General features: G+C 64.0%; 13 protein-coding genes. 8 read left to right on the forward strand and 5 right to left on the reverse strand.

The window, feature by feature from the left end:
- The first annotated feature begins 275 nt into the window (after positions 1-275).
- From LQ232_RS19485 to kefC, 4 genes are all read left to right on the forward strand, one after another.
- A complete protein-coding gene (locus LQ232_RS19485) occupies positions 276-8,861 on the forward strand; it encodes a GH36-type glycosyl hydrolase domain-containing protein (RefSeq protein ID WP_230182047.1) in 8,586 nt (2,861 codons plus the stop codon).
- 114 nt (positions 8,862-8,975) lie between these two features.
- Positions 8,976-9,533 (forward strand): bacterioferritin, encoded by a 558-nt coding sequence (locus LQ232_RS19490; protein WP_230182048.1) that lies wholly within the window; start codon positions 8,976-8,978, stop codon positions 9,531-9,533.
- A gap of 64 nt (positions 9,534-9,597) precedes the next feature.
- Positions 9,598-10,212, forward strand: a complete 615-nt coding sequence (locus LQ232_RS19495) for an NAD(P)H-dependent oxidoreductase (protein ID WP_230182049.1) — start codon at positions 9,598-9,600, stop codon at positions 10,210-10,212.
- Between the two features lie 2 nt (positions 10,213-10,214).
- Complete coding sequence (kefC, locus tag LQ232_RS19500) at positions 10,215-12,035, forward strand: glutathione-regulated potassium-efflux system protein KefC (protein WP_230182050.1); 1,821 nt, start codon at positions 10,215-10,217, stop codon at positions 12,033-12,035.
- Here the strand turns inward: kefC and LQ232_RS19505 are convergent.
- The 3 genes from LQ232_RS19505 to LQ232_RS19515 are packed head-to-tail and all read right to left on the reverse strand — an operon-like array spanning position 12,008 to position 14,305.
- Positions 12,008-13,069 (reverse strand): DNA topoisomerase IB, encoded by a 1,062-nt coding sequence (locus LQ232_RS19505; RefSeq protein ID WP_230182051.1) that lies wholly within the window; start codon positions 13,067-13,069, stop codon positions 12,008-12,010. The genes kefC and LQ232_RS19505 overlap by 28 nt on opposite strands.
- A 4-nt stretch (positions 13,070-13,073) precedes the next feature.
- Entirely contained in the window at positions 13,074-13,814 is a 741-nt protein-coding gene (locus tag LQ232_RS19510) for a DUF4142 domain-containing protein (protein ID WP_230182052.1), read from the reverse strand.
- Positions 13,815-13,849: 35 nt separating this feature from the next.
- Positions 13,850-14,305 (reverse strand): PA2169 family four-helix-bundle protein, encoded by a 456-nt coding sequence (locus LQ232_RS19515; protein ID WP_230182053.1) that lies wholly within the window; start codon positions 14,303-14,305, stop codon positions 13,850-13,852.
- Positions 14,306-14,519: 214 nt separating this feature from the next.
- On the opposite strand from LQ232_RS19515, the gene LQ232_RS19520 reads away from it, so the two are divergent.
- The 4 genes from LQ232_RS19520 to LQ232_RS19535 all read left to right on the forward strand — a co-directional run bounded on the left by LQ232_RS19520 (position 14,520) and on the right by LQ232_RS19535 (position 17,985).
- Positions 14,520-15,182 (forward strand): porin family protein, encoded by a 663-nt coding sequence (locus tag LQ232_RS19520; RefSeq protein ID WP_230182054.1) that lies wholly within the window; start codon positions 14,520-14,522, stop codon positions 15,180-15,182.
- Positions 15,183-15,188: 6 nt separating this feature from the next.
- Positions 15,189-16,112, forward strand: coding sequence for a YihY/virulence factor BrkB family protein (locus tag LQ232_RS19525; RefSeq protein ID WP_230182055.1), 924 nt, complete (start codon positions 15,189-15,191; stop codon positions 16,110-16,112).
- A gap of 28 nt (positions 16,113-16,140) precedes the next feature.
- Complete coding sequence (locus tag LQ232_RS19530) at positions 16,141-16,362, forward strand: hypothetical protein (RefSeq protein ID WP_230182056.1); 222 nt, start codon at positions 16,141-16,143, stop codon at positions 16,360-16,362.
- 162 nt (positions 16,363-16,524) lie between these two features.
- Positions 16,525-17,985, forward strand: a complete 1,461-nt coding sequence (locus LQ232_RS19535) for an RNA polymerase factor sigma-54 (protein ID WP_230182057.1) — start codon at positions 16,525-16,527, stop codon at positions 17,983-17,985.
- 8 nt (positions 17,986-17,993) lie between these two features.
- Here the strand turns inward: LQ232_RS19535 and LQ232_RS19540 are convergent, their stop codons facing one another.
- Together LQ232_RS19540 and LQ232_RS19545 are read right to left on the reverse strand one after the other, a co-directional pair.
- Positions 17,994-19,106 (reverse strand): catalase family protein, encoded by a 1,113-nt coding sequence (locus LQ232_RS19540; RefSeq protein ID WP_230182058.1) that lies wholly within the window; start codon positions 19,104-19,106, stop codon positions 17,994-17,996.
- A gap of 11 nt (positions 19,107-19,117) precedes the next feature.
- The gene (locus LQ232_RS19545) at positions 19,118-20,473 is read right to left on the reverse strand and encodes a sorbosone dehydrogenase family protein (RefSeq protein ID WP_230182059.1); all 1,356 of its coding nucleotides are present in this window, start codon (positions 20,471-20,473) and stop codon (positions 19,118-19,120) included.
- Positions 20,474-20,556 lie beyond the last annotated feature (83 nt).

The raw sequence follows: 20,556 nt of genomic DNA on the forward strand, positions 1-20,556 counted from the left end.
CTTCAAAATTAACAGGAGAGCCCTGCATGAACTCCCACCACTCTTTCTCTCCAAGCTGGAGCACAGCTTCCATTCCTGACGCGCCTGACACCTCGCCCATGGATTTGTCTTCCTTGAGCGGGCACTTTAACGAGTGTCAGGATTCCAAAGGTCGGTGGTTCAGTTTGCATTGCCTGGCCGAGTCGGCCCATGGATTCATGGCGCCGCGTTTTGTGACCTCCCTGGTCACTGTGACGGTTGTTGTTGGCATAGCCTCTTTGGCGCTGTAGGCCGTCATGGCCCGATCTCCTCTGCTTCTGTTGGTGCCAGAAGCATCGGCAGAGGTGTGTGACATCCTGTCGTCTTCGCGTGGGCCCATGGCGCCCCCGAATCGATCCGAAATATTTGGCGTCAGCCGCTTTGCAGACCATGGTCGCAGTTTGGCGGCAACCCACCGTGCGCGCAATGCGGCCTTGCGGTCCACCGCTTTCTTTCCCAGGCTTCGAGACAATATTCGCGTTCTGCGCGAAGCGCACCACTACATCAGCACCCAGGCCGTCACCGGCCATGACGTGAGTCCTGCGGCTGAATGGCTGTTGGACAATTTCCATTTGATTGAAGCGCAACTCAAGGAGATACGCGACGGCTTGCCGCACCGCTATTTCCGTGACCTGCCGGTGCTGATCGATGAGCCATTGGCTGGCTTACCTCGCGTCTATGGTGTGGCCTGGGCCTTCGTGGCCCACAACGACAGCGCTTTCGACGAAGATTTGTTGACCCATTTTTTGCGCGCGTACCAGGAGGTTCGTGACCTGACCTTGGGCGAGCTGTGGGCCCTGCCCACCACCTTGCGGGTGGTGTTGATCGAAAACTTGCGCCGATTGGCCGAGAACGTGGCCACCAGCAAGGCGGCCCGCGAAGTGGCCAATCTGTGCTGCGATCGCATCGATACCTACAGTCCCCACCAGCTGGACGCGTTGCTGGCCTTGATGAATGCACGGGGGTCGGGCCGAGCCTTTCTGACCCAGATGGCGCAGCGCCTGCAGGACTCGCAGATCGCCGGCGTGGGGCATGAGCGCTACCACGAGTGGTTGAACAAGACCTTGCCTGATCTGGCCACGGTACAGATGCAGCAGCCCGTGGAACGAACAGCCAACAACCTGAGCATGAGCAACGCCATCAGCGCCCTGCGCGCGATTGGCGATGCGAACTGGACCGACATCGTCGGGCAAACCAGCTCGCTCATGCAACTGATGATGTCGGCCCCCACCTTCGAAGCCGAGCGTGACGACACGCGCAGCCAGACCCTGCATGACATCGAGGACCTGGCGCGCCGCAGCGGACAAAGCGAGCTGGCTGTGGCCCAGGCCTTGTTGGCCTTGATGAACCGCGCACAGGCGTCTTCGATGCCATCCGACATCGCCGGCGATGTGGCCGTGGCCAGCCATTGGTTGCAAGGCCCTGGGCGCCCTCAACTGATGAGTGCGCTGGGCCTGCAGGAACACGCGGCCATGGCCTGGCGATTTGCCTGGCGTGCGGGCGCGGTGCCGGCCTACTTGGCGGCTTTGATCGTGGGTACTGCGGCGTTGGTGGCCTGGGTGATGGGCCAGCACGGCCCTCATGCCCTGGGCTGGCAAGGGCCTGCCGGGCTGGTCGGCCTGGCCGTGATCTTGATGGTCTTCCCGGCGTCAGAGGCCGTCGTGGCCATGGTGAACCGCCTGATCAGCGAGTCGGTGCGGCCCGTGCGCTTCCCCAGGCTGGCGTTGAGCGACGGGGTTCCGCCAGAACACCGGGTGATGGTGGTGATCCCGGCCATGATGACCGATGCGGTTTCGGTGCAGGCGTTGAGTCACCAGCTGTGCCTGCACTACCTGGCCAACCCGGAGCCCCACGCACAGTTTGCCCTGCTGACCGATTGGGCCGACGCCGACACGGCCAACCTGCCCACCGATGCCGCTTTGCTGCAAACGGCGGTGCAAGCTCTGGGCAAGTTGAACGAGCGCTTCCCGGTGGACGGCGATGCGCCACCTCGCTTCATCGTCCTGCACCGCGAGCGGCGTTTCAGCGAGACCGAGCAGACCTGGATGGGCTGGGAACGCAAGCGCGGTAAGCTGGAACAGCTGGTGGCCGCATTGGCCACGGGTCAGGCCGGCGCTTTTTTGAACTTGGGCAGCGTGTCCAACATCGCAGCGAACACGCGTTACGTGGTCACCTTGGACAGCGACACCCAGTTGCCACCAGGGCGCTTGCGTGAACTGGTGGGCGTGGCCGCGCACCCGCACAACCGGCCCCGGCTGGATGCGCGCGGCACACGGGTCATCAGTGGTCATGGCATCTTGCAGCCCCGCATCGTGACGCCCTTGCCTGCCCCACGCGACCGCACGCGCTTTCACTGGTTGTTCGCGGGCCAGTTGGGCATCGATCCCTACAGCGCTGCCAGCTCCGAGGTCTACCAGGATGTGTTTGACGAGGGCTCCTTCACCGGCAAAGGTTTGTTGAACGTCCAGGCCGTGCACGCGGTACTCTCGGGCCGGCTGCCCGAGGGCAGGGTGCTGAGCCATGATTTGCTGGAAGGATCGCTGGTCCGTTGCGCTGGCGTCACCGACATCACCTTGATTGAGGATGCCCCCTTCCACGCCGATGTCGCAGCCTCACGCCTGCACCGGTGGATCCGGGGTGATTGGCAGTTGCTGAGTTTCCTGATCCGGGGTGGCTGGTTCAGCATTTCCGGCATCAACCGCTGGAAGATGATCGACAACCTGCGCCGCTCCCTGGTCGCCCCCATGTCCTTCGCCCTGCTGATCCTGGCGCTTGCCAGTGGCGTGGTCTCACCTTGGGCTGTGATCGCCCTGGTGCTGGTCGCCTTTGCCGGTGGGCCGGTTCTGGGCGCCGTGGCGGGCCTGGCGCCCAGCCGCGATGGCATCGCCATGGCGCACTTTTACCGCCTGGCCTTCGCAGACCTGGGGCGCGCTGTGGGCGCTGGCCTGTGGCACCTGGCGCAATTGTTGAACGAAGCCATGATGGCCGTTGACGCGATCGTGCGGACCTTGTACCGCATGCTGGTCAGCCAGCGGAACCTGCTTCAGTGGACCACGGCCGCGGCAGCCCAGGCGTCCACCAGCCATGCTTTGGCGGCCACCGTCTGGCGCCATCGGAACGTGACCGCGGGCGCACTGATCCTGGGTGCGCTGTTGTTTTTCACCTCGCCCTATCCCTGGCTGGCCTTGGCGCTGTGCCTGGCCTGGGCCTTGTCGCCACTGTGGACCTGGTGGGTGAGCCGCCCCAGTGAGGCCGTGATAGGCGACACCGTGGCCCCGGCCGATCGGCTCTACCTCGCTGGCGTGGCCCGCGACACCTGGCGCTTGTTCGAGCGCTGCGTGGGGCCGCAGGACCAGCACCTGCCACCCGACAACCTGCAGACCTTGCCGTACGACATGGTGGCCCACCGGACGTCGCCCACCAACATTGGCCTGTACCTGCTCAGCACCGCGTGCGCACGCCAGTTTGGCTGGATCGGCACGTTGGAGATGCTGGACAGGCTGGAAGCCACCTTGGCCTCCTTGCTCAGCATGCAGCGCTACCGCGGCCACTTTTTGAACTGGTACGACACCGAAACCTTGCGCCCCTTGCTGCCCAGTTATGTGTCCACCGTGGACAGTGGCAACCTGAGCGGCCATCTGCTGGCCACCGCGCAAGCCTGCCTTGAACTCCGCCATGCGCCCTTGGATGACCAAGCCGCCAAGGAGGCCCTTCAGACCTCCCTGCAGCGTGTGCGGCCCATGCTGCCCTTGCTGGCCGAGTTGCCTGGGCACCAGGCCTTGATGGCGTTGCTGGCCTGGAGCGACCCCTTGGGCAGCGCAAGCCATTTGCCCGAAGGCAAGCAAGCCTTGTTGGCGGATGCCAGCCAGGAGCTGGAGGCTTTGCAACTGTTTGCCCAAGCCAGACCTGAGTGCCAGAGCCTGCTGTGGTGCCTGGCCGATCACCTGAACACCTTGCGCTCGGCCTGGCGTGATCAGGCGGAACACGGCGAAGATCAGCAGCGCACGGTGGCACGCCTGGACGAGCTGGCCCGGCAATTCAAGCGCATGGCCTGGGAGCCCGACTACAGCTTCCTGTACCACCGCAAGCGGCATCTTTTCCACATTGGCTACCGGGTGGCCGAGCAACAACTGGATGCCAGTTTCTACGACCTGTTGGCGTCTGAATCGCGCTTGACCAGCCTTCTGGCCATCGCCAAGGGTGATGTGCCGGTGGCCCATTGGGCCGCCTTGGGCCGGCCCACCTACGCGGCGGGCACGCATGCAGGCCTGCGCTCGTGGTCAGGCTCGATGTTCGAGTACCTGATGCCTTCCCTGGTCCTGGACGAGCCGCACGGCAGCCTGCTGCACAGCGCGGGGCACGCCGCGGTGCTGGAACAGATGGCCTATGCACAAAAGCAGCGCACTCCCTGGGGCATGTCCGAGTCGGCGTACGCGGCCAGCGACCACACCTTGGCCTACCAATACTCACCCCAAGGCGTGCCTCGCCTGGCCTTGAGGCGAACCCCGCAGGACGAGTTGGTGATCGCCCCTTACGCCACCGTGCTGGCGGCTGAACTCGTGCCCCACCAGGCCGTGAGCAACATGCGGCGCATCGAGTTGCTCCTGGGGCGCGGGCGTTATGGCTTGATCGAAGCCCTTGATTTTTCGCCATCAAGGCAGACTGGCATTGACCGCGTCTCGCGCGTCAGCACCTTCATGGCTCACCACCAGGGCATGAGCATCGTGTCCCTGGCCAATGTCCTGTTGAACGGTGCGCCGCGCCGATGGGGCATGGCCAATGCGCACATCGAGGCGGTGACCTCCTTGCTGCACGAGCGGGTCCCCCGAGAGATCTCGGTCTTGCACACGCCTCCCGCCAGCATCGTCACGGATGGCCACCAGCGCGATGCTTTGGGCATGCTGCGCGATGTCACGCCAGGCGTTGCGGCGGTCGAGCCCACGCACCTCTTGTCCAATGGCCGGTACAGCGTGGCCTTGCGGCCCAATGGCGCCGGTTGGAGTCGCTGGGGCAACGCCGGCATCACGCGTTGGCGTGACGATGCCCTGCGCGATGCCTGCGGCAGCTTCATGTACCTGCGCTGGGAGCAGGCCATGGCGCCGGTGTCGCTCACGCAGCACCCAGCGCCCGACCCACGCGCCCATTACCGAAGCACTTACCACGCCGAGCGGGTCAGCTTTGAGGCCATCTGGCCAGAGCTGGAAACGCGCGTCACGGTGTGGGTCAGCCCCGAAGACGACATCGAGTTCCGCCAGGTCGAAATCCGCAACGTGAGCGACGGCGACATCGACCTGGAGTTCATGTCCGCCTTCGATGTGACCCTGGCCGATCCACGCGCCGATGAGGCGCACCCGGCCTTCTCCAACTTGTTTGTCAGGGCGGAGTGGGTGGCCGCGCAGCAAGCCCTGGTGTTCGAGCGCCGGCCGCGCCTGGTCACCGAGAAGGGGCTGTCGGCCGTGCATTTCCTGGCTGATGGCCATGCCGGCTTGATCACCGACCTTCGCATCCAGACCGACCGCCTTCGCTGGCTGGGCCGCAACCACGACGTGAGCAACCCACAGGCCTTGTTTGACACACCCCCCGAGCCCGATCCATCCAGGCCCGATGAGGGCATGGTGCTGAACACGGGCCTGGATCCGGTGGCTGGTTTGCTGGTGCGCTTGCACATTCCGGCGCAAAGCAAGGCCTGCCTGACCTTGTGCACCGCAGCGTCCGACAATGTGGCGACCTTGCGCTCGGTGATGGACAAGTACCGCCAGACTGCCCACATCGAACGCGCATCGCTGATGTCGGCCACCTTGGCAGGCATCAAATTGCGCGACCTTCGGCTCAACGCCGAGACTTTCGCTTCCATCCAGACCTTGACCACGGCGCTGGCCATGGTGGTGACCCGGCCGATCAACCTCAGCGAGGAGGGCCCGGCCACGGCCTGTGACCGCAAGCTGCTCTGGCGCTTTGGCATCTCGGGCGACCGGCCCATCGTGCTGGTGTCGGCCGGTGTGCCGCAGGGCTTGGGCCTCGTGCGGTCGCTGGCCCAGGCCTTGCGCTTGTGGACCTGGGGTGCGGTGGTCTGCGATCTGGTGGTGGTGAACGCCGAGCCCACGTCCTACCTGATGGCCCTTCAACGTGACATCGGCGCCTTGCGCGAACGCTATGTGTCCGACATTGCCGGCAACCCTGGCCCCTCGGCGGCGTCGGGCTTCCATGTGCTGCGCAGCAACGAGCTGTCACCCGAAGAACTGCGCACGCTGCACACCCTGGCGCGCCTGCACCTGAACGCCGACGGCCGGCCTTTGGCCCACCACATCAGCGAGTGGATCGAGCGGCACGAACTGGCCCTGGAAGAGCGGACCCACCCACCCCAAGTGACCGTGCCAGCCAGCACCGGCCCTGGCGCCTCGGCCAATCCGCCCACGGGCACTTTCCACGAACCCAGTGGCGAGTTCCGCTTCGTGGTCACCCCCGGGCAACGGCCCACCCGTCCCTGGATCAACGTGTTGTCCAACCCCGGTTTTGGCGGCCAGGTCTCGGAAGCCGGCGGCTGCTACACCTGGGCGGTGAACAGCCGCTTGAACCAGGTCACGCCATGGTCCAACGATCCGGTTGGTGATCCGTCCGGCGAATGGTTGCTCCTTCAGGACGAGAAAACGCGCGAGGTCTGGAACGTGACCCCAGCGGGTTTGGGCGGTGCGCCCGTGAACTACCGGGTCAGGCACGGCCAGGGCGTCACCACGATCGGCCATCAGCTGGGCGATCTGGAGGTGGAGGTCAGTTGGTGCGTGGATCCGAACCACGCTGTCAAGCAGATCAAGCTGAAGCTGGTCAACCAGGGTAGCAAGCCCTTGAAGCTGCGCGCCATCAAGCTGGTGGAGTGGGTGATGGGCGCCAACCGAACCGACCGCCATTCGGTGCGCACCAGCACACTGACGCAAACCTTGCCCGACCCACGTGGCATCGGGGGCGTGCGGCGCATCACGGCACTCATGGCCACGCAGCGCGAGCAATCGGCCGGCTTTGGCGGCGGCACGGCCTTCCTGGCCATGGTCAGCGAGGTGGACGATGCCGGTGTGTCCGAGGATTGGACCTGCGACCGCCGCGAATGCTTCGATGCCCGCGGCCGCCTGGTCGTGCCCGACTACCTGGGACAAAAGCGTGGCGTTGGCCTGGACCCCTGTGCGGTCTTGTCGGTGCGGCTATCGGTAGACCCCGGCACCGAGCTGGAACAGGTGTTTTTGCTGGGGCACGCCAACAGCCTGGACGAGGCCCGCCACCTGGCGGTCACCAGCGCCTTTGTGTCGCCTGGCTTGCGCCTGCAGCAGGTGCGCGAAGACTGGAATCAGCGCCTGGGCGCCACCACCGTCAAAACCCCGGACCCGCTGTTCGACGCCATGGTCAACCGCTGGCTGCTGTACCAAACCGTGACCTGCCGCCTGTGGTCAAAAGCAGGCTTCTACCAGGCCGGCGGCGCGTTTGGTTTCCGCGATCAGTTGCAAGATTCGCTGGCCTTGGCGGGCTCTGCCCCCGAGATGCTGCGTCAGCAAATCCTGCTGGGGGCCTCACGCCAGTTTCCCGAAGGCGACGTGCAGCACTGGTGGCATGCGCCCACCGGGGCCGGCGTGCGCACCCACTTCTCGGACGACCTGCTTTGGCTGGCCTATGCCAGCGTGCATTACGTGAACACCACTGGGGATGCCAGCCTGCTCGATGAACAAGTCCCATTCCTGGAGGGGGCCGCCATACCCGAGGGGGCCGAAGACGCTTACTACACGCCGGCCATCAGCTCGCAGACCGCGAGCTTGTTTGAACATTGCGCCCGTGCCATCGACCGCAGCTTGAAGGTTGGGGTGCATGGATTGCCGCTAATGGGCGTGGGCGATTGGAACGACGGCATGAACCGGGTGGGCTCGGAAGGCCGGGGCGAATCCGTCTGGCTGGCCTGGTTCCTGTGCCGCATCGTGACCGACTTCGCCCCGATGGCCAAAGCGCAGGGCGAGACCGCCCGTGCCCGGCGTTGGGAAGAGGCGATGGCCGGCTGGAAAAGCGCCTTGCAAGAGCATGCATGGGATGGCCAGTGGTACCGGCGCGCCTTTTTTGACGACGGGCAGGCCCTGGGTGCCAGCGCCAACGCCGAGTGCCGCATCGACTTGATCGCGCAGGCCTGGGCCTTGCTGTCGCAGGCCGCCGCCCCGGCCTACCAGCGCATGGCCATGTCGGCGGTTGAAACCCACCTGGTCGATCACCAGGCGGGTCTGATCAAGCTGCTTGACCCACCTTTGGCACACGCCGAACCCAGCGCAGGCTACATCCAGGCCTACCCACCTGGCGTCCGCGAAAACGGCGGACAGTACTCGCACGCCGGCGTGTGGGCGCTCATGGCCCAAGCTCAGCGTGGGGACGGCGATGCGGCCTACCGCTACTTCACATACCTGAGCCCGGCCCACCGCACCGCCCATCCTGTGCGGGGCCCGGCGTATGGCATCGAACCTTATGTGATGGCAGGCGACGTCTACACGCAGCCGCCTTATGTGGGACGTGGCGGCTGGAGCTGGTACACCGGCGCTGCCGCCTGGCTGTACCGTGCGGCCACAGAGTCCATCTTTGGTCTTCAGGAAAGCGATGGCGCCTTGAGCTTCAAGCCCTGCTTGCCCTCTCATTGGCCGCATGCCGACATGACGGTACGCCGAGGTGGCCACACACTCCATTTCAAGCTGTGCCGGCCTGGCGCGTCAGAGCAGATGGCCCAGGCCACCAGCCAAGGCGCGATCGTGCTGAAACCCGGTGATACGGTGTGCTGGGATGGGCTGGCCGCGGAGGCCTGGTTCGTGATTCCCCTGGACGACTGACATGCGGTGATGTCCTACAAACGCACGCGCCAAACGCCGATGCAGGCGGGCGTCCGCCGACCGTAAATTTGAAGCCATGGCATCACCCCAGCAGACGAAGACGAGGACCGCACCATGAGCATCGACGCCCCCACGACATCAAATGCCCCAGGCCAACGGCTGGTGCTGGACGAAGCGGCGATCAACGCTGCCAAATCCGGCTTGGACAAAGGGGCCGTTACTCCGCACGATGCGCCTTGGCGAGAGGACATCATCAAGCTGTTGAACGATGCACTGGCCACTGAACTCGTGTGCGTGCTGCGCTACAAGCGCCATCACTTCACCGCCGAGGGAAGGGCCTCGCCCAAGATCGCCGAGGAATTCATGGTGCACGCCAATGAAGAGGCGGCCCATGCCGATCGCTTGGCCACCCGCATCTCGCAACTGGGCGGCGAACCCAATTTTTCGCCTGACAGCCTGACCAAGCGCAGCCACGCCGAGTACGACGAGTCGCTGGATCTGTCCGCCATGATCCGCGCCAATCTGGTCGCCGAGCGCGTGGCCATTGAAACCTACAGCCAGATGATCGACCTGATTGGCGACAAGGATTCGACCACCCGCCGCCTGTTGGAAGACATTCTCAGCGACGAGCAAGAGCACGCGGACGAGCTGAAAGACTGGCTGGAAGAATAAGCCGCTGCCCGGCCCCATTTGGGCCAATCGGGTACAAAGGCGCACCTGCGTTACTTTGTGCCCGATGTCCGCTTCTCCTTCCATCCTTGTCCTGGCCGCGCACCCCGATCTGCGTCATTCGCGGGTGAACCGCGCCTTGATGCAAGCGGGCCAGTCGCTCGCGAACGTCACCGTGCGTGACCTGTATGCCCTCTATCCCGACCATGTGATCGACGCGCCAGTCGAGCAGGCCTTGGCCGCCCAGGCCGATTTGATCGTCTGGCAACACCCCATCCATTGGTACAGCATGCCGCCCCTGATGAAGCTGTGGCTGGACGAGGTGCTGACGCTGGGTTGGGCTTATGGCCAAGGCGGCAACGCTCTGCGTGGCAAGGATTTGTGGCTGGTGGTCACCACCGGTGGCATGCAGGAGGCTTACAGCCCGACAGGCTACAACCGCTACTTCTTCGACGCCTTCCTGCCGCCCTATGAGCAGACTGCGGCCTTGTGCGGCTTGCGCTTCTTGCCGCCACTGGTCTTGCATGGTGCCCATGCCGTGTCACCCCAGGCCCTGGACGCGCACGTCGAGGTGTACCGAGACCGCTTGAGCACCTACCCCCAGTGGCCGGAGATGGCCGAGCTGGACAGCTGCCCCTTGTGCGAGGTGCCCGCCCGCGATCGCCCGACCGAGGACGCCTGAGCATGGAACACAGCAACTGGTTGCTCAGCACCCTGGTCTACCTGTCGGCCGCGATCATCGCGGTGCCTTTGGCCAAGAAGCTCGGCCTGGGCTCGATCATCGGCTACCTGGCCGCGGGCATTGCCATCGGGCCCTTCGGTTTGAAATTGGTGGATGACACCGAATCCATCCTGCATTTCGCCGAGTTTGGTGTGGTGCTGATGCTGTTCCTGATCGGCCTGGAGCTGGAGCCGCCCCGTTTGTGGGCCTTGCGCCGCCCAATTTTTGGCTGGGGTAGCCTGCAGTTGCTGGGCTGTGCGCTGGCCTTGGCGGCAGCGGCCATGGCCTTTGGCGTGTCCTGGCAGATCGCGGTGGTGGCCGGTTTGGGCTTGGCCCTGTCGTCCACCGCCGTGGCCTTGCAGGTGATGAATGAGCGCAACATGCTGCCCACGTCGGCCGGGCAGGCGGGCTTTGCCATCTTGTTGTTCCAGGACGTGGCGGCCATCCCCATTCTGGCCTTGATCCCTTTGCTGGGACCCAAGGCCGAGGCGGGCGGCAGCCCCTGGCTGGAGGCCTTGCGCGCTTTGGCCGTCATCGCGGGCATCGTGGTGGTAGGGCGCTTGCTCTTGCGCCACGCCCTGCGCTGGATCGCGCGCAGCCAGTCGCAAGAAATCTTCACCGCCGCATCGCTGGCCTTGGTGGTGGGCATTGCCACCTTGATGCAGGCCGTGGGCTTGTCGATGGCGCTGGGCGCCTTTCTGGGTGGCGTGCTGCTGGCGGAGAGCGAATACAAGCGTGAGCTGGAAACCGATGTGGAGCCTTTCAAGGGTCTGCTGCTGGGCCTGTTCTTCATGGCCGTGGGCATGACCATCGATTTTGGTGCTTTGTCGCAGCACCTTTGGCTGGTGGCGGCCATCCTGCTCGGCTTCCTGCTGGTCAAGGGCATCGTGCTGTGGGGGCTGGCCAAGCTGGTCAAGGTGCCCGTGGGTGAGCGGCCCGTGTTCACACTGCTCTTGGCGCAAGGTGGCGAGTTCGCGTTCGTGGTGTTCCAGCAGGCCGCGGGGGCTCAGGTGTTCTCGGCCGAGGTGTCCTCGTTGTTGATCGGCACCGTGGCCTTGTCGATGCTGGTCACGCCCTTGTTGCTGGTGGGCGTTGACCGCTGGTTGCTGCCCCGCTTTGCGCGGCTGGCAGCGCCCTCGCCAGAGGCCTCGCTGGCCGAGCGCCAGGAAGCGCCCGTCATCATTGCGGGCTTTGGGAGGTATGGGCAGGTGGTGGGCCGCCTGATGTACGCCAACGGTCTGAAGGCCACGGTGCTGGACCACGATGCCGAGCAAGTCGAGGCGCTGCGCCGCTTTGGCTTTCGGGTGCATTACGGTGACGCGACCCGCCTCGACCTGCTGCGCATGGCCGGTGCCGACTCCGCCAAGGTCCTGGTCGTGGCGATTGACGATGTGGAGCAAAGCCTGAAGCTGGTGGACTTGGCCAAGGCGCATTTCCCGTACCTGGCCATCGTGGCGCGGGCGCGCAATGTGCAGCACTGGTATGCCTTGCGTGACCGGGGCGTGACCCTGATCGAGCGCGAGACGCTGGATTCGGCCCTCATGAGCGGGCGCAGTGTGTTGGAGTTGATGGGGTGGCACCCGCACCATGCACGGCAGATGGCCATGCGTTTCAGGCGCCACTCTGTGAATCAACTGGCGCAGTTCTGGCCTCACCACAAAGACCAGAAGGCCTTGGTGGCCATGGCCAAACAGGGGCGCCAGCAACTGGAAGAACTGTTCGCCCAGGAGCGGGAGGCGCCCCAGGGCAACCGCCCTCAGGGCTGGGGCAACGACGAACCTTGACCCTTGCCAAGAGCCTTGAGAAAGGCCAGCAGGCGGCGCTCCGAGGGTGTCAGCGCCTGCGCTTGCTGTTTTTGACGTTGAGCCTTCGCTTTCAGCGTCTTGATCGTGTCCTGGCTGGCCGTCAACACGTGCGGGTGCACATAGGACTTGCGGCACACCGCCACCGTGTTGCGCAGCAAACCCGAGACTTGCTTCAGAACCTCGTTGGGCGTGGGCTGGGCTGAGCCGTCATCGGCGCAACCCTGGCACATCAAGTCAAGGGCATGTGCCGTGGCATGCCAGGTCCGGAAGTCTTTGGCGGTGAAGTCCGCACCGCAAGCGCTGCGCAGGTAATCATTGACGTCGCCCGAGCCGATCGTGTGCAGAGTGCCGTCGTCATCCTCGTACCGGAACAAGGCTTGGCCCGGCATGGCTTGGCAGCGCTGAACAATTCGGCTCACCCGGGCATCTTGCAGCGTCACCTGGTGGGGCACGCCGCTCTTGCCTTTAAAGCGCAACTTCAAGGTGTGGCCTTGCACGGCCGCATGCTTGTTGCGCAAGGTCGTCAGGCCGAAAGAGCCATTGGCCTTGGCGTACTCCTCGTTGCCCACGCGGACCAAGGTGGTGTCCAGCAAGCGCACGAGCGCGGCCAGCACCGAAGCCCGCTGTGGCTTGTCGCCCACCCGCAAGGCCAGGTCGTGCGCCATCTGTTCGCGAATGCGAGGCAGGGCCAGGCCGAACTCAACCATGCGCTCGAACTTGTCGGCATCGCGTGCCATGCGCCAGTCGGGGTGATAGCGGTACTGCTTTCGGCCCCGCGCATCGCGGCCGGTGGCCTGCAGGTGGCCTTGCGGCAAGGGGCAGATCCACACATCGGCATAGGCCGGGGGGATGGCCAGGCGCTTGATGCGTTCCAGCGCCTTCTGGTCTTTCAGCCAACGGCCGTCCGGCAGGCGGTAGCCAAAATGCTGGCCGCGACGCACCCGGCGGATGCCGGGCATGTCGCCGCTCACATAAACCAGGCCTGACGGCACGGATTCATGAGGCTTATCCATGCAGTCAGGTTCCGGCGCTGCCCTTCACGGTGGTGGGCAGGTTTTGCGCCGCACTGAGGTGAGCCCTCAGGGTGGGCAAGGTGGACGATGCAAAGTCGCGAACCTCGCTGTCCTTGGCCTCACGGGTGGCTCTTTCGAACAGGCCAATGTCCGTCTTGTGGTCGTGCAAACCCACCGTCTGAACGAACTGCCGGTCAAACTCAGGGCCCGTCAACTTGGTCAACCTGTCGATCACCTCCTGCTTGTCTTGCGGCAAGGTGGTGGGCAACACCACGTTGCGTCGCTGGGCCAGCAGTTGGAGCTTCTGATTGGCCATGGTGTGGTCACTGACCAGCATCGCGGCATACGACTTGACCGACGAGTCCGAGGCATTGGCCGTGGCCAACTGCGCCAATGCCAACTCGTACTGGCCACCAATGGCCGCGTCAGAAAGGAACTTCTTTTCCGCCGTGTTCAATGTCGTGGAAGCCGCGGTTGGCGAGGTGGGCACGCCAGCCGCCGTGGGCTGCTTGTTCATCTGGTCATTGGGATCCCGCAGCAGGCTGCTGTCCCCCGTGGGGTTGCTGCTGTTGGACGCCGATGCCGCCGATTCATTGGCCGCCACCATGGCGCTGTCCTGCAAGGGCGTGTCGGCGGAGTTCGCCGTTCGGGAGGAGACTTCATCCTGCCGATTGCAAGCGCTCAATGCCAAGGTGGCGGACACCGCGATGCCTGCCAGACCCAGGATTTGACTTTTCGTTTTCATGGTTTCTCCTCAGTGGGTAAAGGCTGCAGAAGCTTCTACAGAGTGGCCTTGTGTTGGTCGCGCAGCAACTTGACCTGGTCGTGGTTGCGTTGCACGCCAATGAGTTGGCGCTCGATGACGGCACGCAGTGCGGGCGGCAGGGAGTCTTCCTTCAAGGCTTTGCGGTAGCGGGCCAGGGCGGTGTCTTCGCCACGCTCGCACTCTTCCAGCACGGCGGCATCGCTGTAGCCGGTCAGTGAGTCGCGCACGGCCACCCAGCCACGGTGCAGGGCGCCCGCAACGCTGCCGCTTTGCTCAGGCTTGCCGCCGTACTGCAGCACGAAGGGTTGCAACTCGGCTGCGGCGCGTTGGCATTCGATGGCGCGCTGAATGAACAGGCTCTTGAGCTCCGAGTTGGTGACGTGCTTGGCGCAGGCGTTGAAGCCTTGCTCACCATCCTTGGAGGTTTCGATGAGGTCGTTGAGTGTGTCAACAATGCGGTCGTTCGTCATGGTGTCATCCTTTGATGTGAGGGCGTGTTAACGCGGTTGCGAAGCAATGAATCAGCCGCAATTCGAGCGATTGCACATGGGGCTGATGTCTACGATGACAGGCAAGCAGCGTGCCGCATGCAGTTTGCAAAGAGGGCTCGCGGGCACGGCACGCCAGTTGCTGACCAATGGTTGATCACACGGCGCACCGCGCTTTTTTCCCCAAGGAGCCGCGATGAACTTCCCGCAACGACAACTCAGGCTGCGAAAGTGGTGGCTGATCTTGTTGTGCGTTTGTTCACAGTTGAGCCACGCCGCCGACGCGCCAGACGACCTGCCTGCCAAGGATGGGCCTTTCGCCAGCAACCTGGAGTACACCTCCGAAGCCGCCGAGCCTTCTGGCGCGGGCTGGCAACCTCGCCAGGCCAAGCACCATGTGGGGTTGAGCATCGGTTCTGCCAGGATGCCGTGCCCTGAAGGCATGGTCTGCCGCCGCAATGGCCGCGCCATCACCTTGTACGCGGGGGGCGAGTTCAGCCAGCGCTGGGGGTTTGAGCTGGCCTACATGCGCATGAGCAACCTTGAGCATGTGGGCAACGCCGTTCGTGTCCGGGGCTTGAATGTGAACCTGCTGGGCGAAATGCCCTTGGGCTCGCGCGTGAGCCTCATCGGCCGGCTGGGGGCCAACTATGCCCGCACACGCATGGACCTCGCCAACAATGCCTCCGTTCCCACCGGCTCAGCGCATGGCTTTGGGCTGTCATACGGCGTGGGCGTGAACTGGGATGTGTCGCAAAACTGGTCGGCATCGGCCGACTTGAACCGGCATGACTTCAAGTTCGTGACTGGCCGCGACAACGTGGACACGGCCGCGGTGAGCTTGCGGTACCGCTATTGAACGCCGATGGCATCCTGGCCTGATCGATTGTGGAGTCTGGTGCCGACGGTATTGCGGCGGCCTCTGCAAATCCTGTTCAAGGCGGTGAACCGTTGGCTGGACGACCGAGGCCCTCAGTTGGGCGCGGCCATCGCTTTCTACACGATGTTCGCGGTGGCGCCTTTGCTGGTGGTGGCCATTGCCATTGCGGGCGCTGTGTTTGGTGAAGATGCGGCCCGTGGGCAGATCGTTGGCGAGATCGAAGGCTTGGTGGGCCAGGCCGCCGCCAAAGGCATCGAAGCCATGATCGAGTCTGCCTGGCGCCATCCCAATGGCCTGTGGGCCAGCCTGCTGGGCGTGGGCACCTTGCTGGTGGGGGCCACGGGCGTTTTCGCCGAACTGCGGCGCGCGCTCAACGCCATCGCGCGCGTGGTGCCCGAACCGTCCTCGGCCATCTCGGCATTTGTGCGTGCGCGCCTGATCGGTTTTGCCTTGGTGCTGGGGTTTGGCTTCCTGGCCATCGTTTCGCTCTTGCTCAGCGCTGTGCTGGCCGCCCTCAGTGCCTACATGTCCACCCGCTTTCCCACCCTGGCCGAGCTGATGGGTCTGGTGGACGTGGCGGTGTCCACGGGCGTGTTGGTCATGGCATTCGCCGCCTTGTTGCGGTGGTTGCCTGAAAGAAAGCCCAGCCGCTTGGCGGTGTGGGTGGGGGCCATCAGCAGTGCGGTGATGTTCTCGGTGGGCAAGCACCTGATCGGGCTGTACCTGGTGCATGCCAGCGTGGCGTCCAGTTATGGCGCAGCCGGGTCGTTTGTGGTGGTGATGCTGTGGGTGTACTACTCCGCGCAAATATTGCTGCTGGGAGGGGCATTGGGCGCCGTGGTTGATGAGCACTATCCGCTGGAGCGGCCGGCACGTGGATTGCCCGCTCAAGGGCATGAATCCTATTGACAAAAAATCTCCGCCGCAAGGCGATACCTTGCCTCGCGTCAAAGGCAAGTCGTCGCCGCGTTTACCGCATGAGCACGATGAGTCTTCAGACAGCCAAATCAGCGAGCCCAGGCCGGAGATGAAGCAGGCGCACGCCGACTTGCAGCGCGGCCTGGTGGACACCGACCGTTCTCCAGTGACGGACGAGGTCTACAACCGCACCCTCAAGGCGGGAAAACCGACAGGCGGACAGGCCAAACCGCGCCGGTAGAGCAAAAATCTTGCCCATCGGCAGTTGTTGCGGTAAATCGAACATGGCTTTTTGAAATTTGCATGCCTTGAAACGGGCTTTGCCCCTTGGCGCCAGGGGAAACCAGTCCGGCACGGGTGTTGCAAAGAGAGTCACTCCCATGACACCTCAGAGAGACGCCCCATGAACTCACCGGCCATTCGCCAGGAACACCGGCAACATCAGGCTCTGACACCCCGCTTGCAGCAAGCGGTGCGCCTTCTGCAACTGTCATCGTTGGACTTTGCCCAGGAAGTGCGTGACGCGATGGGCAAGAATCCGTTTTTGGAGCCGGAAGATTCGCCCGGCGCGGATGCTTCCGATCCCATCGAGACTCCTCCCGTGGCCGAGCCCGTGGCCAATGCCGCCAACGAATCCATGGACGCCGAGACCCCTTCCGCCATGAGTGATGCAGAGCCATCCTGGGAGCGTGACAGCTGGCAATCCGCCACAGGCACCCGCGTTGGCTCAGGCGGTGATTCGGACACCAGCATGATCGACATGGTGGCCGACGACCTGGGTCTGCGCGCCTACTTGCGCAACCAGATGAACGCCTGGCCCCTGAGCGACCGCGAGCGCGTGCTGGTGGTCACGATCATTGAATCGCTGGACGACGATGGTTATTTGCGCACGCCCTTGATGGAGTTGTCGGCGTTGACCGATTTGTCGCCGCTGGCCGATGAGGCCGAGATGGAAGCCGCGCTCAAGCAGGTTCAAACCCTGGACCCGATGGGCGTGGGGGCCCGCAGCGTGTCCGAGTGCCTGCTTTTGCAAGTGCCGTCCATCGAAGACGAGCAAGTGCGCGACCTGGCCCGCATCATCGTCACGCATTACCTCAGCCGTTTGGCGCAGCGGGATGTGGCCGGTTTGGCAAAGACACTGAGCTGCAAGGCGGCTGACATTGATGCCGCGTGCGAACGCATCCGTCACCTGGATCCCCGACCCGGTTGGCGCTTTGGCACGGCCTCTGACACCCAATTCGTGACACCCGATGTCATCGTCAAGCAGGTGCGTGGCGAATGGGTGGCTTCGCTGAACCCGGCCGTGGTGCCCCGTGTGCGCATCAACCAGATGTATGCCGAGCTGTTCCAGAAGCACCGCGACTCCAACCACGCCGAGTTGGCCGCCAATCTGCAAGAGGCGCGCTGGACCGTGCGCAATGTGGAACAGCGCTTCTCCACCATTCTGACGGTGTCGCAGGCCATCTTGAAGCGCCAGCATCACTTCCTGGAGTTTGGCCCCCTGGCGATGAAGCCGCTGGGTTTGCGCGAGATCGCGGAAGAGGTGGGCTTGCACGAATCAACCGTGTGCCGCGTGACCAACAACAAGTTCATGGCGACGCCCGTGGGCGTGTTCGAGCTGAAGTATTTCTTCTCGCGCGCCATGCCAACGGCCAGTGGCGGCGAGTGCTCGGCCACGGCCATCCGCGGGGTCATCAAGGACATGATCGATGCAGAGAACTTGGCCAATCCCCTGTCAGACGCCGAGATCGCCCGCCAGTTGGCCCGGCAGGGTCTGCAGGTAGCGCGCCGCACCGTCACCAAGTACCGCCAGTTGCTGAAGGTGCCGCCGGTGGACCGCCGGCGCAAGCATGTGGCGGCGTGATGCCGCTGTCAGTCGGGCAGGTCGTCCAGCGAGCGTGGCTCCTGGATGGGCCGGCCGTTGTGGGCGGCGCGGAACCGCGCTGACATCTCATAGGCCGCTTTGCGCAGGCGCATGATGGCGCCCAGGGGCCGGTGCGCGGCCAGGCCATGCCAAGGGCTGAACGAATAGGTGTCATCGACCACGGCAGAGCGTGCTTCGCTCCAGGCCGCCTGAGGCGGCACCGTGATCCGGGCCACGGGCAGGTAAGCGCTGGCTTCTTCAGGCCACACGGCCGAGGCATCCTCGATCGGCATCAGATTGATGTCCGTGCAAAGCTGCACCCGCACTTCCCACTCGGCGCTGTGGCTTGAAAAAAAATCAACCACCGCCTCGCGCAGCCCATTGGGTTTGCCCCGCAGGTCCAGGTGGGCGTTCTTCAAGAGCAGCATGCCAGGCGAGATGGGAACCACCGACAGCTTGGCCATGTAGGGCCCATGCAGCATGGGCACCTGCGAGTAAAACGTTTCACCCACGATGTGGGTCTCGGGGTGGCCGCCAATGCTCTTCAGGGTGGCGCTTTCGCCGCCCACGCTTTCAATGACCTTTTCAGCGCCGCGCGCCACGGCGGAGAACACTTTCTTCAAGCTAGGCGCCTTGTCGGTGGTGCTGGCCAGCAGCTTCAGGCTTTTCAAAAAGCTCTTGCCATCGGGGGCCACAAATTGTGGGCCGTTGACCAGCACGAAATCCTGGGTCACCTGGCCCTCCGAACCGGGCAAGCGCTCGCCTTCCACGCCCACCACCTTGATGGCCATGCCCCTGGGGGTCGACACCCGGTCGTGCAGCAAGTCGCCAGGAATGGTCGACAGGCGCATGACGATGGGGTAGGTCTTGGGAAAGGTGAACAGGCCTTGGGCCAGTTCGGGGGGCAGTCCGGTGAGGACTTTCAATTCGCCGCGCAGCAGGCCGTGGCTCTTTGCATGAACACTGCGCAGCGCATGGCCTTCGTCGGCAAACGTCTTCTCGGAGATGCCTCGCAGGGTTTCGATAAGACCTTGCTGGGTAGCGTCTTCGTCAGCTTCAGCATGCTCAAACCGCGCTTCGTAACGCACGGGGAAGGGCGAGACGATGTCGGATTTGGGCATGGTGCAATTCCTTAAGGGGCTTTGGGCGGGGGCGTTGAGGTGGGCAGTGCCGTCACGCGCCAGACCACGTTGCCCACGTCGTCTGCCACCAGCAAGGAGCCTTGCTTGTCAATGGCCACGCCCACGGGTCGGCCCAGCGCATCGCCATCCTTGTTGACGAAGTCGGTCAGCACGTCCAGTGGTTGTTCACCCGTGGGCTTGCCTTTGCTGAAAGGCACGAAGATCACCTTATAGCCACTGCGCGGCTCGCGGTTCCAGGAGCCATGCTGCCCGATGAACACACCGTTGGAGAACTGCAGTGGCAAGGTCGTGCCTTGCGAAAATGCCAGTCCCAGTGATGCTGTGTGCGGGCCCAGCGCGTAGTCGGGCACGATGGCCTTCGCAACCAGCGCGGGATTCGCCGGCTTGACGCGGTCATCCACGTGCCGGCCATAGTAGCTGTAGGGCCAGCCATAGAACCCACCATCTTTGACCGATGTCATGTAGTCGGGTACCAGGTCGCTGCCCAGTTCGTCGCGTTCGTTGACGGCCGTCCACAAGGCGCCGCTTTCAGGCTCCCATCCCAGACCGTTGGGGTTGCGCAAGCCCGAGGCGAACACGCGGCGGCCACCGGTCTTGAGGTCCACCTCCAGGATGGCTGCGCGGTCCTTCTCGGCGTCCATGCCGTTCTCGGCCACGTTGCTGTTGGAACCCACGGTCACATACAGCTTGCTGCCGTCCTTGCTGGCGATCAGGTTCTTGGTCCAGTGGTGGTTGATGGGGCCGCCCGGCAGGTCGACCACTTTCGTGCCCGACCCCGTGATCTGGCTTTGGCCGGGGGTGTAGGTGTAACGCCAAACCGCATCGGTGTTGGCCACATAGAAGTCGGTGCCGACCAGGGCCATGCCGAAAGGTGAATTCAGCCCTTGCAGGAAAACGGTTCGGGTTTCGGCCACGCCATCGGCGTTGGCATCGCGCAATAGGGTGATGCGGTTGGCGCTGGGCACACCGGCGCCCGCCTTGCTCATGACCTTCTTCATCACCCAGCCTTTGAGGCCCTTGCCATCTTCGGGCTTGGGTGGGGCGTTGGTCTCGGCCACGAGCACATCGCCATTGGGCAGCACGTACAACCAACGAGGGTGATCCAGCTTGTCGGCGAAGCGGGCCACCGCCGTGCCGCTGGCGGACGATGGCTTGCCCCCGGCAGGCCAACCCTTGGCGGGGGCAATGTTCACCGTGGGGATCAAGGACTTGTCGGGTTTGGGCAGTTGCGGGTTGGGCCCGGTGCCGGCTGACACGGGCAATTGCGCATCGGCCCAGGCCACCGCACTCAAAGACGCCACCAGCGCGGTCAAGGCCAATGTGCGGGCCGGTCTTGTTTGCAGCATGAGAAGGCCTTTTATGATGGGTTCAGATAGCTGCCACTGTCGCCTTGTTGCTGCGGCCTGCCCATAGGCTGTTGCCTAAGAGT

The organism is Aquabacterium sp. CECT 9606 (genome assembly GCF_918741295.1).
GTDB lineage: Bacteria > Pseudomonadota > Gammaproteobacteria > Burkholderiales > Burkholderiaceae_C > Aquabacterium.

Excerpts from the sequence above, each read along its gene's own strand:
- LQ232_RS19485 (WP_230182047.1), top strand. The coding sequence starts at position 276 with ATGGCCCGATCTCCTCTGCTTCTGTTGGTGCCAGAAGCATCGGCAGAG.
- LQ232_RS19490 (WP_230182048.1), top strand. The coding sequence starts at position 8,976 with ATGAGCATCGACGCCCCCACGACATCAAATGCCCCAGGCCAACGGCTG.
- LQ232_RS19495 (WP_230182049.1), top strand. The coding sequence starts at position 9,598 with ATGTCCGCTTCTCCTTCCATCCTTGTCCTGGCCGCGCACCCCGATCTG.
- kefC (WP_230182050.1), top strand. The coding sequence starts at position 10,215 with ATGGAACACAGCAACTGGTTGCTCAGCACCCTGGTCTACCTGTCGGCC.
- LQ232_RS19505 (WP_230182051.1), bottom strand. The coding sequence starts at position 13,069 with ATGGATAAGCCTCATGAATCCGTGCCGTCAGGCCTGGTTTATGTGAGC.
- LQ232_RS19510 (WP_230182052.1), bottom strand. The coding sequence starts at position 13,814 with ATGAAAACGAAAAGTCAAATCCTGGGTCTGGCAGGCATCGCGGTGTCC.
- LQ232_RS19515 (WP_230182053.1), bottom strand. The coding sequence starts at position 14,305 with ATGACGAACGACCGCATTGTTGACACACTCAACGACCTCATCGAAACC.
- LQ232_RS19520 (WP_230182054.1), top strand. The coding sequence starts at position 14,520 with ATGAACTTCCCGCAACGACAACTCAGGCTGCGAAAGTGGTGGCTGATC.
- LQ232_RS19525 (WP_230182055.1), top strand. The coding sequence starts at position 15,189 with ATGGCATCCTGGCCTGATCGATTGTGGAGTCTGGTGCCGACGGTATTG.
- LQ232_RS19535 (WP_230182057.1), top strand. The coding sequence starts at position 16,525 with ATGAACTCACCGGCCATTCGCCAGGAACACCGGCAACATCAGGCTCTG.
- LQ232_RS19540 (WP_230182058.1), bottom strand. The coding sequence starts at position 19,106 with ATGCCCAAATCCGACATCGTCTCGCCCTTCCCCGTGCGTTACGAAGCG.
- LQ232_RS19545 (WP_230182059.1), bottom strand. The coding sequence starts at position 20,473 with ATGCTGCAAACAAGACCGGCCCGCACATTGGCCTTGACCGCGCTGGTG.